This is a genomic window from Polycladidibacter stylochi, from assembly GCF_001562055.1.
GTDB lineage: Bacteria > Pseudomonadota > Alphaproteobacteria > Rhizobiales > Stappiaceae > Pseudovibrio > Pseudovibrio stylochi.
The window spans coordinates 335,592-350,233 of record NZ_LLWE01000024.1; the positions used below are offsets into that span (position 1 = coordinate 335,592).

The window sequence follows — 14,642 nt, forward strand, 5'->3', positions numbered from 1 at the left end:
GAAGATATTATATATCCAGATTAGCTACTGTAAGTGCATTGGTTTGAATGAAATCACGCCGTGGCTCAACTTCATCACCCATCAGTTTGGTAAAGATATCATCGGCAGCGTCGGCCTCTTTAATCTTTACCTGCAACAACGAGCGTACATTCGGGTCCAGTGTTGTTTCCCAAAGCTGCTCTGGGTTCATCTCGCCCAATCCCTTATAGCGCTGCATTGAAATACCTTTGCGCCCTTGGGCATAGATAGCCTCTAATAGAGCTTGCGGGCCACGAATTTCAGTTTCTTTATCCTTGCGCTTCATGATGCATGCTTTACAGAAAATCTCGTTTAACAGCTCATAATGCGAGTTCAAACGGCGTGCGTCAACGGAGTCCAGCAGCGCTGCATCGATGCAGGCTTCTTCTTTCACGCCGCGTACAACACGGTTAAATACCAAATCACCGTCTATGGTTGCCTCGCCTTGCCAGCCCCGTTCAAACTCATCCGCCAATATATCAAGGCGCCTAGCTATATAGGCCGCAGCTTCCTGGGCTTTTTCATGGTTTTGAAGCGTTTCTGGGTTTAAGGCACCAGCAATGGCGGCTTGTTCAACAACGGCGCGGTCATAACGCGGATGTAGGCCCTCAAGAACACTGGAAACATCGCGCGCCTCCTCAACCACACTGCGAAGGTCAGCACCTAGGCGCACCTCGCCATTGGCTAATGATAGCGAAGTATCATCAAGTCCACTACTAATGAGGTACTCCTCGAGTGCTGCCTCGTCTTTTAGGTACTGCTCAGATTGTCCCCGCTTCACTTTGTAAAGCGGAGGCTGAGCAATATAAACGTAACCGGCTTCTACCAATTCACGCATTTGACGGAAAAGGAAAGTAAGCAAGAGCGTGCGAATATGGGCACCATCAACATCCGCATCGGTCATGATGATGATTTTGTGGTAACGAAGCTTTTCGATATCGAACTCTTCACGGCCAATACCGGTACCAAGCGCTGTAATCAACGTGCCGATTTCCTGAGAGGAAATCATTTTATCAAAGCGTGCACGTTCAACGTTCAAAATCTTACCACGTAGTGGTAGCACTGCTTGGTTGCCGCGATCACGTCCTTGCTTGGCGGAGCCACCAGCTGAATCACCCTCCACGATGAACAGTTCGGCCTTTGTGGCATCCCGTTCTTGACAATCCGCCAGCTTGCCGGGCAAAGAGGCCACATCAAGTGCGCCTTTCCGGCGTGTAAGCTCGCGTGCTTTGCGGGCAGCTTCACGAGCACTTGCCGCTTCCACAACCTTGGAAACAACCGACTTAGCATGTGCCGGGTTTTCTTCCAGCCAATCCGATAGGGCTGACCCCACAAGGTTCTCAACAACCGGACGTACTTCGGATGATACCAGCTTGTCCTTGGTTTGAGAGGAGAACTTAGGATCTGGGACTTTCACGGAAAGCACGCATGAAAGTCCTTCACGGCAGTCTTCACCGGTTGGGTTGACCTTTTCGCGCTTTAATAGGCCCGAGCTTTCCGCGTAGCCGGTTATTTGCCGTGTAAGTGCGGCACGAAAGCCAGCCAAGTGGGTTCCACCATCACGTTGGGGGATATTGTTTGTAAAGCACAGCACTTGCTCGTGGTAGCTATTATTCCACCACATAGCTACTTCAACCGTAATGCCGTCGCGCTCGGCGCTCATTGTAATCGGGTTTTCTAATACCGGATGCTTGGCGCGGTCTAGGTATTTCACAAAGGCTTCAAGCCCACCCTCGTAATGCAGTTCAACCGAGACTGGCTCTACATTGCGGTTATCGGTCAAAATGATGCGAACACCAGAATTCAAAAAAGCAAGCTCGCGCAAGCGGTGTTCAAGCGTCTCATAATCGAATTCAATTTTGGTAAAGGTCTCTGGTGAAGGGGTGAAAGTAACTTCGGTACCAGAGCGCCCTGGAGCAGCACCAATCTCTTTAAGCGGTGCTTCTGCCTCACCATGATGGAAGCGCAGAAAATGCTCCTTCTCATTGCGGAAAATACGCAAATCAAGGGTCGTCGAAAGGGCGTTAACAACCGAAACCCCTACACCGTGGAGACCCCCTGAAACTTTGTAGGAATTATTATCAAATTTACCACCAGCGTGGAGCTGGGTCATAATAACTTCAGCTGCTGAAATTCCTTCTTCACTATGTATGTCAACAGGAATACCACGACCGTTATCTGTTACAGTCACAGAGCCATCAGCATTTAGCGTAACCGTCACGTGGTCGGCATGGCCAGCCAGCGCTTCATCAATAGCGTTATCAACGACCTCATACACCATATGGTGTAGCCCAGAGCCGTCATCCGTGTCACCAATGTACATACCCGGACGTTTTCGAACAGCATCAAGCCCTTTCAGGACCTTGATTGAATCCGCCCCATAGCTTGGGTTGCTTTCACTAGTCTGAGAGACTTCTTGCATATCTGAACTATTTTTCTCTTGGGTCGTTTCGCTCATCCGAATCACTTTACACTTCGGTTTTTCTACCACTTAGCTGTTATAGGTTCTTGGGGTAAAGAGGCAACTAGTCTCCACTTTATCACCTTAGTAAACCCACGAAATCAGCTAGGTTTTTCTATATTTGGGGATAATACCCTAACGGGAGACAATTGCGACAGCTGCACTTGCAATCATCATACTTGCTCCTTTGTTTAAGCGGTTCATTGCTTGTGCACTTGTCATCAAGCTTCGGGCTTTTGTCGCAAGCGCCACGTAAACCGAGCAGACGAAAATTAATACAACAATTATAGTTGCCAAAATTTCGCCATAGGCCAAAAAACTGACCTGATCTATTGATATCACTGTTGGCATTAACGCCATATAAAAACTTATTGGTTTGGGGTTACCTAAGGTCAACGATAGCCCCGATACCCAAGCTTTCCCTAGGCCAATCTCATTGGGTTTTATGCTCGTTATGGTTTGCTCATGTGCATCCGAACGCCATAGGCTATAGGCTATATACAACAAATAAATACAGCCTGCTATTTTAAGAAGGAAAAAAGCGAAAGCAAACGTCTTCGCAATCGTGGCGACACCCAATACGGCAAGGGTAAATAAAACACAGTCGCCAGCAATCATACCAAGCCCAAAAGCCGATCCTGTGCGAGAGCCGTAACCAATTGCATGAGTTACTAGCGCCGTAATACCCGGTCCAGGTATAAGTGCTGCAACGAGTAAAGTTGTCGCGAAGAGACTTAAACTCATGTAATCCATTAATGCCTCTCGGGGGAGTTTACAGGTATCTTAAAACAAGGACTTAACATAGTGAATTATAAGTGCTTCGTATAGCCTCGCAGATAGGCAAATGAAGCACTATTATTAGAAATACTCACTGTATTATGCGAGCATTCTCCACTTGAATGATTTCCGAACAACTAGGTAGATCCACAAATAGGCTCGCATCAGTACCACTCATAAAAACTTGCCCGCCAAGAGCTTGCAAGCGCTCAAATAAAGCAATGCGTCTGATCGGGTCTAAATGTGCAGCAACTTCATCCAGTAAAAGGGTTGGTGTCATGCCAGAAATGGCACTTGTCAGTTCCGCATGAGCCAAAACAAGTGATATGAGCAAGGCTTTTTGCTCACCAGTGGAAGCAAGTGCGGCGGGGAGTTCTTTTTCAAGGTGTAAGACTATTAAATCTGATCGGTGTGGGCCAACAAGAGTTCTACCTGCAGCTCTGTCTTTTAAACGCCCCTCTCGCAAGCTTTCTTTGAATGCATTCTCCACCTCTATGGCATTTAGCCCTGCGGTTTCATCTTCAAATTCCCCGCTAAGTGAAACCAGGGCACTTGGAAAAGGTTGCCCTGCCCTTTGGCATTGCTGGTGCAATTTTTCACTCAGCAACATAACAGTTTCTCTACGTGCTAAAGCCAGGGCACTACCAAGCTCGGCGACCTGAGCTTCAATAGCATCCAGGTAACCGCCACCGCCGGCTTCAAATAACAGACGATTTCGTTGTCTTAATGCACGCTCATAGTTTGAAACCACGCGCCCGTGGCCGGGGTGAAGTGCAAGAACCAAACGATCCAGAAATTTTCTGCGCTCAGAAGCAGCCCCTGTAAACAGGCCGTCCATACTAGGGACAAGCCACAATACACGTAGATACTCAAGCAGAACTTCAGAGCTTCGGACCTCGTCGCCATCAATGCGCAATTTTCGGCTTGTTTCGCCCAAAGTAAGCCCGGTTCCAATACGAGTTTCTTCAAAAGCGCCAGTCATTTGACAGTTGACTGCCCACCCGCCGGCACCATTGGCTCTCGATGCATCAGAAAGGACACAGCGTCGTAGACCGCGTCCTGGTGAAAAAAATGATATAGCCTCAAGTAAATTTGTTTTCCCAGAGCCATTAGGGCCACAAAATGCAACCATTGAACTTGAGAAATGGAGTGTTGCATGCGTGTAATTACGAAAATCGGTAAGGGATAGGCGCTTTAGCGCTACGGGCACCAACGCAGCCATACAATCTCCATTTGTAAAAGCCAACGACCAATTGGTCATTGGCTATTTAGATAATGGCTTATACGCGCATTGGCATCAAAACGTAAAGTACATCTGCATCACCATCGTCTCGGATCAAGGTTGGCGAGCCAGAATCAGCTAAACAAAATAGTGCTGTGTCTTTGTTAAGCTGACCGGCAATATCAAGAAGATACTTGGAGTTAAAACCGATTTCCATTTCTTCGGCACCATATTCAACCAGGACCTCTTCAGTCGCACTACCTGATTCAGGATTCGTGACGGTTAACACCATCTTACCTTCGCTGATAGCTAACTTAACAGCACGTCCACGCTCGGAAGAGATAGTTGAAACACGGTCTACCGCTTCTTTGAAGACATCACGATCAACGCGTAAATCCTTGTCATTATTCTGCGGGATAACGCGGGTGTAATCAGGGAAAGTGCCGTCGATCAGCTTGGAGGTCAGGACAATCGGTCCCATGCTGAAACGGATTTTCGCCTCTGAAATCTCTACCTGGACTTCCGCTTCCGGGTCATCGAGCAGCTTTTGAATTTCGCCAACTGTTTTGCGCGGAATAATTATGCCCGGCATACCCAAAGAGCCTTCAGGCGCTTCAAGTTCGGCTTGTGCTAAACGGTGCCCATCGGTTGCCACTGCGCGAAAACGCATCCCGGCATCGGTCTCAACTGTGTGTACATAGATACCATTGAGGTAATAACGGGTTTCTTCAGTTGATATAGCAAACTGGGTACTGTCAATGAGTTTGCGAATAGCGCCTGCGGATATGGTAAAGCTATGAGAAAACTCGCCAGCTGTAAGATCAGGGAAGTCGGAGATCGGGAGCATTTGCAGAGCAAAGCGCGAACGGCCTGCCCGAATTTCTAATGTGGTGTCATCGGCTGACGTTTCTAAAACGACTTGCGAGCCATCGGGTAGCTTGCGCACAATCTCGTAAATCATGTGTGCCGGAACTGTGGTAGCACCTGGTTGTTCGACCATGGCAGCAATTGTTTCCACCACCTCTAGATCAAGATCTGTTGCCTTAAGGCGCATATTGCCGCCTTCTGCCTGCAACATAACATTCGACAGGATCGGTATAGTGTTGCGTCGCTCTACAACCCGGTGAACATGGGTAAGTGACTTTAAAAGCTCGGTCCGCTCGAGTGTCGCCTTCATCGCAAAGGTCCATTGTTGCTGGGCACAAGGCCACAATTGATAAACTACATAAATTGGGTCGTACAAACTGCATCTTGACCGCATAAAAATCAAGGGGGCGCTACGGAAAACACCCCCTTAACCACGGTAATCACAGGGCAATTGCTTTTACATGCTGTAAAGCAACGACATAAAGCAATTTCCTGGATTAATTCTATGCGTCAAGCATACGCTTTAAAAGCTCCAGCTCCTGCGCTAACCCGTTATCTGCTTTTGATAATTCTTCAATTTTACGAACAGCATGCAATACTGTTGTGTGGTCTCGGTTACCAAAGCGACGGCCAATCTCCGGCAAGGAGCGTGGTGTCATCATTTTAGCCAAGTACATAGCAATCTGGCGTGGGCGCACAATGGTTCTGGTACGACGAGCAGAAAGCAAATCAGCACGGCTAACATTGTAGTGTTTGGAAACAACGCGTTGAATGTCTTCAATTTTCACACGGCGTGGCTCGGCAGCACGAATAAGATCGCGCAGTGTAACCTCTGCCATTTCGAGTGTTACAGGTGAGTTGGTAAGTTGGTTATGTGCAACCAAGCGGTTCAGAGCGCCTTCTAAATCACGCCCGGATGAAGTGACATTGCGGGCAACATAATCAAGAACAGCATCAGGAACGGTAAAGTTCGGGTATGAGCGCTGCTGTGCGCGCATGCGATCATCCAGTATAGCACGGCGCAAGTTAAAGTCTGGTTCTGAAATATTGACAACCAAACCACCAGCTAGGCGTGAGCGCACCCTATCATCAAGGCTTTCAAGGTCAGCAGGTGCGCGATCAGCAGCAACAACCACTTGGCGCGCACCGTCAATAAGCGCATTCAGTGTGTGGCAGAACTCTTGCTGTACCTGCTTACCGTGCAGGAACTGCATGTCATCAATCAACAATACGTCGATTGAGCGAAGTGTTTCTTTAAATGACATGGCAGACTGGGCCTGCAATGCAGCCACAAAACGGTACATGAAGTGCTCTGCTGTCAGATATAGTACTCGGCGACCAGCATTACGTGCCTGGTTGGCAACAGCTTGCATCAAGTGGGTTTTACCAAGTCCAACTGAAGCATGAAGGTAAAGTGGGTTGAATGTGACCACCCCGCCGCCGGCAACCTGCTTTGCTGCCGCTAGCGCAAGTACGTTGGACTCACCTTCCACAAATGTATCAAAAGTGTATTTCGGATCGAGAGCGGCACCTTCGAGTACATCTTTTGTTGAGCCGATGTCAGCACGACTTGCTGGGCGGTTGCCCATTTGCATGGCCGGTGCACCACTACGCAATCCAACTGGATCATTGACATGGATAGGGCGCATATCGCCTGCTTTACCATGCATGGGCTGGGGTGCTACTGCTTTTGGTGCAGCAGGGCGAGGGCGAACGGCGCCACGAACAGTTAATTCGATTTTATGAATGTCATCGCATTCGTTTTTCCAAAGACCCATTAAGCGGTCATTATAGTGCGACTGGATCCACTGTTTCAAAAAACGTGTTGGTACAGACAGACGAATGGTGCCGTTGCTGTGTTCTTCCAGATCAACGCGCGCAAACCAACTGGTGAATACATCTTCACCCAATTCTGCGCGTAGTCGCTTCTTAACGCGATCCCATTGTTCGGTACCCGAAGCTTCTTGAACGTGCATTATCGCCTCCTTGTATGGGCATTCCGCCACAGATGCCCAAAACTGTTTTGACCGATTAAATCGGCTTTTTCCTAGTGTAACCTGCAGCTAGCACTAAGGGTGTTGTTATTGTGATAGGGTCTGCAAGCTACGCAAGCAAACCAACTCTGCTTTAGCGTTTTATTGTTGAAGGTCCCAACCTCTTACAACAATCATAGGCAAAACGCTTAAGCAGCGATATTTCTTAAGATTAGGGTGACAAAAGCCCCCGTCTGGGAGCCTTGCCCCCTGAAAAACTAGTAAAGAGGGGCTAGTTTTGTTTCCATGGAAGACCTGATGCCTTCCAGCCACTACTCATTCCCCGGTGTTCATGTTGATCTAGCGGGCCTTCAAAGCCTTCGGTAATATTGAAGCATTTCGAAAAGCCTTGCTGTGTCATAGCAGCTGCTGCCGCTGCACTACGAGCACCCGAGCGGCACAAAAAATATATTGAAGCGCTTTGGTCAAGTTCTTTTTGCGCGATTTGCTGAGAAAGTTGCTGAACAAAATTTATATTGAGCTCGCCGCTTGGGAAGCTTTGCCACTCAACAAAAAGCGTTTCTTGATTGATCAAAGATAGATCAGGGAAACCTACGAAAGACCATTCAGCCTGTGTGCGTACATCAACGAGGATGGCGTTATCTTGATTACTCAACGCATTAAATGCATCAACAACATTTATTTCTCCTGCATAATCAAGACTTGTCGAAGTGACCATTTTTTTTCCGTTTTAGTCCATGCTCAGTTAATGCATCAATTGAAAATCGGTTTCATTGAACACAAACCCGCTTTCAATAATAAATCCCGAACAAATTCAGCAAGAGTCTACAGGAAACCATAGGCGCCATTTATTATGCCACCTAAATTCCAGTAAAATCGAATTTTACCTATTGTTCTCATAGAGATATACTTCAAAGGTATTTGTAATTATTTCCCGTTTGAAGCCTGTTGAAAACATACACAGCAGCCATTTCAGCTGCAACAGTCTTTAACATCCAATCTCGCTCTCATTCAATATCAGCAAATGAATTATAGTTAATTCGATGCCGCCTACATAATGCCAACTAACTATGAAAAAAAGACTTTTTGTCTAACTGAATGGTTAACGCAAGCAAAAAAACCGAAAAAAAAAATAATTTTAGCCGATTATCTTGACTCGCAGGGAATCCGTTTCAGGTGAAGAGTTTTTCCTGACCTGATGATAACCTTTTGAATTTTATGAATATTTTATGTCACGAATTACGATTCATCCACAGGCAGTAACTAACAACTATGATACTGGGGGGTAAGGTGTCTATTAGTCGGCAAAAAAAAGCCCGGCTCGAAAGCCGGGCTTTTTTAAAACCAAAAAGGGCTCTTATGCGATTGCTTTAACGCGAGCGCTTAGACGGGAGACCTTACGGGAAGCAGTGTTGGAGTGCATAACACCTTTACCTGCTGCGCGCATAATCTCAGGCATAGCTGCTTTAAAAGCCGCTGCTGCTTTATCTTTGTCGCCAGAAGCAATTGCTTCTTCTACAGCGCGAACGAAAGTGCGAACGCGGCTACGGCGAGCCTTGTTGATGGCCGTCCGGCTAGCAATTTTGCGTGCTGCCTTCTTGGCCGATGGTGTATTGGCCATGGGCTCTGTCCTGATCTGTCAGTTATCACTGGTAAATCGCGAACGAGGCCGCCCAAAGCCGCCCCGGTCAAACGAATGCAATAGCGAGACGAGTCCCGCTATCGGTTGTGGACGGCTTATAGTGTCGCAAGACAGCCACGTCAATAAAAAAGCTGAAATCACTAAAGAAAAAGACCGATTCCAGCAATTTCAAAGCATTGATACTGTAATAACCTGTGATTAGTTGTTTGTAAAATTGGGTTTACGTTTCTCGATAAAGGCCTGCATTCCTTCCTTTTGATCATGGCTGGCAAAAGTAGATTGGAATAATCGCCGCTCAAAGCGGACCCCCTCTGTTAACGTCATCTCATAGGATTTATTGACGCACTCTTTAGTCATGAGAACGCTAGGTAACGAGAAATTGGCAATCTTCTCGCCTGCTTCAAGCGCTTCATCCAGCAGTTTATCAGCTGGTACAATACGAGATATCAAACCGCTTCGCTCAGCTTCCTTAGCATCCATCATGCGTCCGGTTAAGCAAAGGTCCATTGCTTTCGATTTGCCAACAAAGCGGGTAAGTCGCTGACTACCGCCAGCGCCTGGAATAACACCCAATGTGATCTCCGGCTGACCAAACTTGGCATTATCAGCTGCAATAATGAAATCGCACATCATGGCAACCTCGCAGCCTCCGCCCAGCGCATAACCGGCAACGGCAGCAATAATCGGTTTACGGTTCGCAGCTACACGATCCCAGTTATTCATGAAGTCTTCAAGGTAAGTTGCCACATAGTTTTTCTCGGCCATCGCCTTAATATCTGCACCAGCTGCAAAGGCTTTTTCCGAACCGGTAAGAATAATGCAGCCGATATCAGGCTCTGCTTCAAAAGCATCAAGCGCGTGCCCAAGCTCGTTTATGAGTTGGTCATTAAGCGCATTTAATGCTTTTGGTCTATTGAGGCGAATAAGCCCAACTTTATTTATGTGCTCTACAATCAGGCATTCGTAAGTCAATTGCTTCCCTCCTAAGCATTCTTCTCAAGTCGAATGTAAGCAAGAAGCGAAAAGGGAAACAGCTAGCCTTTAGCCAAACAGCAAGTAGGAAAGCCTAAGACTTATGTAAGGTCATAGGCCATTAGCCAGTAAGAGCTCATAGTTTTTTGCCGGCCTCGACCATGAGCCAGTCTTTAAATGCTTGAACCACAGGACGAATAACGCGGTGTTCTGGATAGACAAAATAATAGGCCGATCTGGTTTGTAAGGCACGTTCAAACAAGCAAATCAGCGTTCCTGTTTCCAGTTCAGGTTCGATGAAAAATCTAGGTATCAGACCAACCCCAAGCCCTGATGATGCCGCTTGCGATATCATTGTAAACTGTTCAAAGCGCGGTCCTTGAAAAGCATTGGGCGCTTCAACGTCCATCATGGTAAACCATTCCTGCCAGGCATCAGGACGGGTACTTTGGTGCAAACGCATAACGCCCGCGAGATCTAACGGATCTTGAATTTTGTGTTTTTGCAAGAAACTAGGTGCGCATACAGCAACCACTTCTTCTCGAAAAAGCGGTTCGGCAATGGCACCAGCCCAAGTGGGTGAGCCATAGTGAATGGCACCATCAAACGGCTCTTCCTCAAAGTCGAAGGGGCGTAATTTGACGGAAAAATTAAAACTCGAGCTGGGGTGTTGCTGGTGGAACCCTGCCAGCCTAGGGGCGAGCCAGCGGCTGCCAAATGTTGGTAAAACCGCCAAGTTTAACACGTCTTCACTGCCACCAAACGACATCACCCGCCGTGTGGCACCAGTCATTTTTTCTAGTGTCCCGCGAATGTCGTGTAAATATAGCCGTCCTGCATCGGTAAGCACAATACGTTGACGCACACGTTTGAACAGCTCGACTTCCAACCGCGTTTCCAGCAAACGAACCTGTTTGCTAATGGCACCTTGTGTCAAGCAAAGCTCTTCAGCTGCTCTGGTAAAAGAGCCATGGCGCGCAGCACACTCAAAAGCTAGTAGGCAATCAATTGGTGGAATAAAGCCTCTTTTCATGTGTCCCCTCAAATACGCGTCTCCTGAAGTCAAACCTAGCGTGATTATCCAGAGAACCCAAGGGGGATATTATTCTCAAATGGAATGAATTGGTGAAAATCAATTGAGCCTATGGGCCTCATAGGCAATGGACAGATAGGCAAGATTGCTTAGATTCTCCCTTAGACAAATCTAAGCTGGTTCGGGAGAATACTGGATGACAATGACGCTGGATGTTTCGCGGCTTGCAAACGAAACCACCTCACTGATGGAAACTATGGGCGTGGATCGTGCTGCATTAAGTCAGGGACCATTATCGTGCTATTCCCCTATTAGCGGTGAGAAGTTGGCCTCTGTTCAAATCCATTCGATGCAACAGGTTGAAAAATCTGTTGTCAGTGCGCGTGAGGCTTTTTTGCAATGGCGCAGTGTTCCTGCCCCCCAGCGCGGGGAGCTGGTGCGCCTGTTGGGCGAACAGTTACGCCAGCATAAAGACGAATTGGGCCTGCTGGTTTCCATTGAAGCGGGTAAAATCCTCTCCGAAGGGCTGGGCGAAGTACAGGAGATGATTGATATCTGCGACTTTGCTGTTGGCCTGTCGCGCCAGTTATACGGTCTGACAATAGCAACCGAACGCCCCGGACACAGAATGATGGAAATATGGCACCCCAGCGGCGTTGTCGGCGTTATCTCGGCCTTCAATTTCCCGGTTGCAGTGTGGTCATGGAATGCTGCTCTTGCGCTTGTTTGCGGCAACAGCGTTCTCTGGAAACCATCGGAAAAAACCCCGCTAACCGCGATGGCCGTTGAGGCGCTCTTCAATAAAGCGCTCATCAAGTACGGCGAACAAGCGCCAGCGGGTTTGCTGCATGTCGTGCAAGGTACAGCAGAGGTTGGCCAAGCATTGGTTGAAGATAAGCGGATTCCAGTTATTTCGGCCACCGGCTCCACACGTATGGGCCGTATTGTCGGCCCCAAAGTTGCCGAACGATTTGGCCGTGCAATATTAGAGCTTGGTGGCAATAATGCAGCTATTGTGGCCCCTTCTGCCGATTTGGAGTTGACATTGCGGGCGGTTGCCTTTGCAGCCATGGGAACGGCAGGACAGCGCTGTACCACTTTGCGTCGGCTTATTGTGCATTCCAGCGTTTATGATGCGCTGATTCCAAAGCTCAAAGCTGCCTACAGCTCTGTTAACATCGGCGTGCCCACCGCCAGTGCAACGTTAATTGGCCCCCTTATCGACCAAGACGCCTTTGATAATATGCAAACAGCACTGCAAGCTGCGCAAGCTGAGGGTGGTCAAGTACATGGCGGAGCTCGTGTATTGCAAGATCAATACCCTGACGCCTTTTATGTGTCCCCTGCCCTTGTCGAGATGCCAGAGCAAACTGGACCTGTTTTACAAGAGACCTTTGCGCCGATCCTCTATGTTATGCGTTATGAAAGCCTGGAGGAAGCGATAACCATGCAAAACGGTGTTGGGGCCGGGCTTTCCTCTTCAATTTTCACCAACGACTTAAGAGAGGCAGAGCTGTTCACTTCTGCTGTTGGCTCGGATTGCGGCATCGCCAATGTCAATATTGGCCCTTCAGGCGCGGAAATCGGTGGTGCTTTTGGCGGCGAAAAAGAAACCGGCGGGGGGCGTGAAGCGGGTTCGGATGCTTGGAAGGCCTATATGCGCCGCGCCACCAACACCATCAACTACTCTGGCGCTTTACCATTGGCACAAGGGGTGAAGTTCGATGTTGACTGAAGCGCCACAGAAAATGAAAGCAGATCAAACAAAAATGGGAAAATTTGACTGGCAAGACCCGTTCTTGATGCGTGAGCAAATCAACGAGGATGAAACGTTGATTATGCAAACTGCCCAAAACTACGCTCAAGAGCAGCTACTACCACGCGTGCTAGAGGCTTATCGCAACGAGCATACAGACCCGAATATTTTTAGGGAAATGGGTGCGCTTGGTCTGTTGGGCCTCACCTTACCGGCCGAGTATGGCTGTGCTGGCGCTTCATATATTGCCTATGGTTTGGTTGCCCGCGAAATCGAGCGGGTGGATAGTGGATATCGCTCTATGATGAGTGTGCAGTCATCATTGGTGATGCACCCGATTTATGCCTATGGCAGCGAGGAACAACGCCAGAAGTATCTGCCCAAGTTGGCTAGCGGCGAGTATATTGGCTGCTTTGGCCTTACTGAGCCAGATGCGGGTTCTGACCCCGCCGCCATGCGCAGTAAAGCGGTAAAAACTGCAAACGGCTATCGCCTGACGGGCACCAAAACATGGATTTCAAACTCCCCAATTGCGGATGTTTTCGTGGTCTGGGTAAAATCTGAAGCCCATGATAACCAGATTAAAGGCTTTGTTCTTGAAAAGAACATGAAAGGTCTTAGTGCCCCGAAAATTGAAGGCAAGCTATCGCTTCGAGCATCAATAACCGGTGAAATCGTTATGGATGGCGTCGAGGTGGGAGAAGAGGCTCTACTGCCGAACACCGCTGGTTTAAAAGGTCCGTTTGGCTGTTTGAACCGTGCCCGCTATGGCATTTCATGGGGTGTACTGGGCGCTGCTGAAGATTGCTGGCACCGTGCCCGCCAATACGGATTGGATAGAAAGCAGTTTGATAGGCCCTTGGCACAAACCCAGCTCTTCCAAAAAAAGCTGGCCGATATGCAAAGCGAGATTGCGCTGGGCCTACAGGCCTCGCTGCGGGTTGGCGAGTTATTTGATGCGGGCAAAATGGCACCGGAAATGATATCCATCGTCAAGCGTAATAATTGTGGTAAAGCGCTGGATATCGCCCGTATGGCGCGGGATATGCACGGGGGCAATGGCATATCGGAAGAGTATATGGTGATGCGCCATGCTCAGAACCTAGAGACCGTAAATACCTATGAAGGCACCCATGATGTGCACGCGTTAATTCTTGGCCGGGCACAAACTGGTTTACAAGCATTTTTTTAAAGCTTTTGCAGTGGCAGGCTACCAAAAACATTCTGATAGCCTGCCAGCGAAGCTAGTTCTTATTCCCCAACAACATAAAAGCTATCGGCTAAGGCTTTGCCATTTTTAAATGCAACAACGTGATAGCTTGCATCTGGGTCATTACCCATGCCGAGTGATCCCTGTGGCATGCCGGGCGTGGAAATGCCCGCAATAGCAGGTTTTTCTGCTAATAGCTTATCAATGGCTGCAAGCGGAACATGTCCCTCTAGAACATATTCACCCATAATTGCCGTATGACAGCCTTGCAGTTCATCTGGCACTTGTGCCTGTTGCTTCACTGCGTCAAGATCTTCCAGATCGATTGTTTTGACCGAGTATCCAGCCTGCTTTAGGGCTTCGCTCCATGCCTCGCAACAACCACACCATGGTGTTTTGTATACAGTTACGTTTTCACCTTCGGCATGCACAGTTTGCGCACTCAAGGAAAGCATAAGGGCGACAAGCCCGCCAACAACAGAGTTAATTTGGAGTTTCATAGTATTATCCTGATTGAGTTGAATTAAAAGTACACTCGATCAGGTTAGTGGTGGACGCCAATGGGGCCATATAATACCCAGATTTGGCGATTGTATATTGGGAGCAATGTATTTGAATGTGGCAGCAGACAAGGCAAGTACTTTCTCAGGCGCAATTGCAAGGCCACAATGAAAAGCGCAACCGGCCTCC

General features: G+C 48.2%; 12 protein-coding genes. 2 read left to right on the forward strand and 10 right to left on the reverse strand.

Annotated elements, in window-relative coordinates; genetic code table 11:
- Positions 1-7: 7 nt before the first annotated feature.
- From gyrB to AYK67_RS07955, 9 genes are all read right to left on the reverse strand, one after another.
- A complete protein-coding gene (gyrB, locus tag AYK67_RS07915; RefSeq protein WP_068084640.1) occupies positions 8-2,476 on the reverse strand; it encodes a DNA topoisomerase (ATP-hydrolyzing) subunit B in 2,469 nt (822 codons plus the stop codon).
- Between the two features lie 138 nt (positions 2,477-2,614).
- Positions 2,615-3,232 carry a LysE family translocator gene (locus tag AYK67_RS07920; RefSeq protein WP_068084641.1) on the reverse strand — a complete coding sequence of 206 codons (618 nt, stop codon included), beginning with the start codon at positions 3,230-3,232 and terminating at the stop codon, positions 2,615-2,617.
- 115 nt (positions 3,233-3,347) lie between these two features.
- Positions 3,348-4,478 (reverse strand): DNA replication/repair protein RecF, encoded by a 1,131-nt coding sequence (gene recF, locus AYK67_RS07925; RefSeq protein ID WP_068084642.1) that lies wholly within the window; start codon positions 4,476-4,478, stop codon positions 3,348-3,350.
- 58 nt (positions 4,479-4,536) lie between these two features.
- Complete coding sequence (gene dnaN / locus AYK67_RS07930; protein ID WP_068084644.1) at positions 4,537-5,655, reverse strand: DNA polymerase III subunit beta; 1,119 nt, start codon at positions 5,653-5,655, stop codon at positions 4,537-4,539.
- 193 nt (positions 5,656-5,848) lie between these two features.
- Positions 5,849-7,321: a chromosomal replication initiator protein DnaA gene (dnaA, locus tag AYK67_RS07935; RefSeq protein ID WP_068084647.1), complete on the reverse strand. Its 1,473-nt coding sequence runs from the start codon at positions 7,319-7,321 to the stop codon at positions 5,849-5,851.
- A gap of 289 nt (positions 7,322-7,610) precedes the next feature.
- Complete coding sequence (locus AYK67_RS07940; RefSeq protein ID WP_068084653.1) at positions 7,611-8,057, reverse strand: rhodanese-like domain-containing protein; 447 nt, start codon at positions 8,055-8,057, stop codon at positions 7,611-7,613.
- Between the two features lie 639 nt (positions 8,058-8,696).
- Positions 8,697-8,960, reverse strand: a complete 264-nt coding sequence (gene rpsT / locus AYK67_RS07945) for a 30S ribosomal protein S20 (RefSeq protein WP_068084655.1) — start codon at positions 8,958-8,960, stop codon at positions 8,697-8,699.
- 219 nt (positions 8,961-9,179) lie between these two features.
- Positions 9,180-9,953, reverse strand: a complete 774-nt coding sequence (locus AYK67_RS07950) for an enoyl-CoA hydratase (protein WP_068084656.1) — start codon at positions 9,951-9,953, stop codon at positions 9,180-9,182.
- A 136-nt stretch (positions 9,954-10,089) separates the two neighbouring features.
- Complete coding sequence (locus tag AYK67_RS07955) at positions 10,090-10,986, reverse strand: LysR substrate-binding domain-containing protein (protein ID WP_068084657.1); 897 nt, start codon at positions 10,984-10,986, stop codon at positions 10,090-10,092.
- Between the two features lie 202 nt (positions 10,987-11,188).
- Between AYK67_RS07955 and amaB the strand changes: the two genes are divergently transcribed.
- Together amaB and AYK67_RS07965 are read left to right on the forward strand one after the other, a co-directional pair.
- Positions 11,189-12,721 (forward strand): L-piperidine-6-carboxylate dehydrogenase, encoded by a 1,533-nt coding sequence (gene amaB / locus AYK67_RS07960; RefSeq protein WP_068085340.1) that lies wholly within the window; start codon positions 11,189-11,191, stop codon positions 12,719-12,721.
- Between the two features lie 34 nt (positions 12,722-12,755).
- Positions 12,756-13,934 (forward strand): acyl-CoA dehydrogenase, encoded by a 1,179-nt coding sequence (locus tag AYK67_RS07965; protein ID WP_208976255.1) that lies wholly within the window; start codon positions 12,756-12,758, stop codon positions 13,932-13,934.
- 59 nt (positions 13,935-13,993) lie between these two features.
- Here AYK67_RS07965 and AYK67_RS07970 read toward each other — a convergent pair whose 3' ends face one another.
- Entirely contained in the window at positions 13,994-14,407 is a 414-nt protein-coding gene (locus AYK67_RS07970; RefSeq protein WP_162265095.1) for a DUF411 domain-containing protein, read from the reverse strand.
- Positions 14,408-14,642 lie beyond the last annotated feature (235 nt).

Coding starts and splice junctions, on each gene's coding strand:
- gyrB (WP_068084640.1), bottom strand. CDS start 2,476: ATGAGCGAAACGACCCAAGAGAAAAATAGTTCAGATATGCAAGAAGTC.
- AYK67_RS07920 (WP_068084641.1), bottom strand. CDS start 3,232: ATGGATTACATGAGTTTAAGTCTCTTCGCGACAACTTTACTCGTTGCA.
- recF (WP_068084642.1), bottom strand. CDS start 4,478: ATGGCTGCGTTGGTGCCCGTAGCGCTAAAGCGCCTATCCCTTACCGAT.
- dnaN (WP_068084644.1), bottom strand. CDS start 5,655: ATGAAGGCGACACTCGAGCGGACCGAGCTTTTAAAGTCACTTACCCAT.
- dnaA (WP_068084647.1), bottom strand. CDS start 7,321: ATGCACGTTCAAGAAGCTTCGGGTACCGAACAATGGGATCGCGTTAAG.
- AYK67_RS07940 (WP_068084653.1), bottom strand. CDS start 8,057: ATGGTCACTTCGACAAGTCTTGATTATGCAGGAGAAATAAATGTTGTT.
- rpsT (WP_068084655.1), bottom strand. CDS start 8,960: ATGGCCAATACACCATCGGCCAAGAAGGCAGCACGCAAAATTGCTAGC.
- AYK67_RS07955 (WP_068084657.1), bottom strand. CDS start 10,986: ATGAAAAGAGGCTTTATTCCACCAATTGATTGCCTACTAGCTTTTGAG.
- amaB (WP_068085340.1), top strand. CDS start 11,189: ATGACGCTGGATGTTTCGCGGCTTGCAAACGAAACCACCTCACTGATG.
- AYK67_RS07965 (WP_208976255.1), top strand. CDS start 12,756: ATGGGAAAATTTGACTGGCAAGACCCGTTCTTGATGCGTGAGCAAATC.
- AYK67_RS07970 (WP_162265095.1), bottom strand. CDS start 14,407: ATGCTTTCCTTGAGTGCGCAAACTGTGCATGCCGAAGGTGAAAACGTA.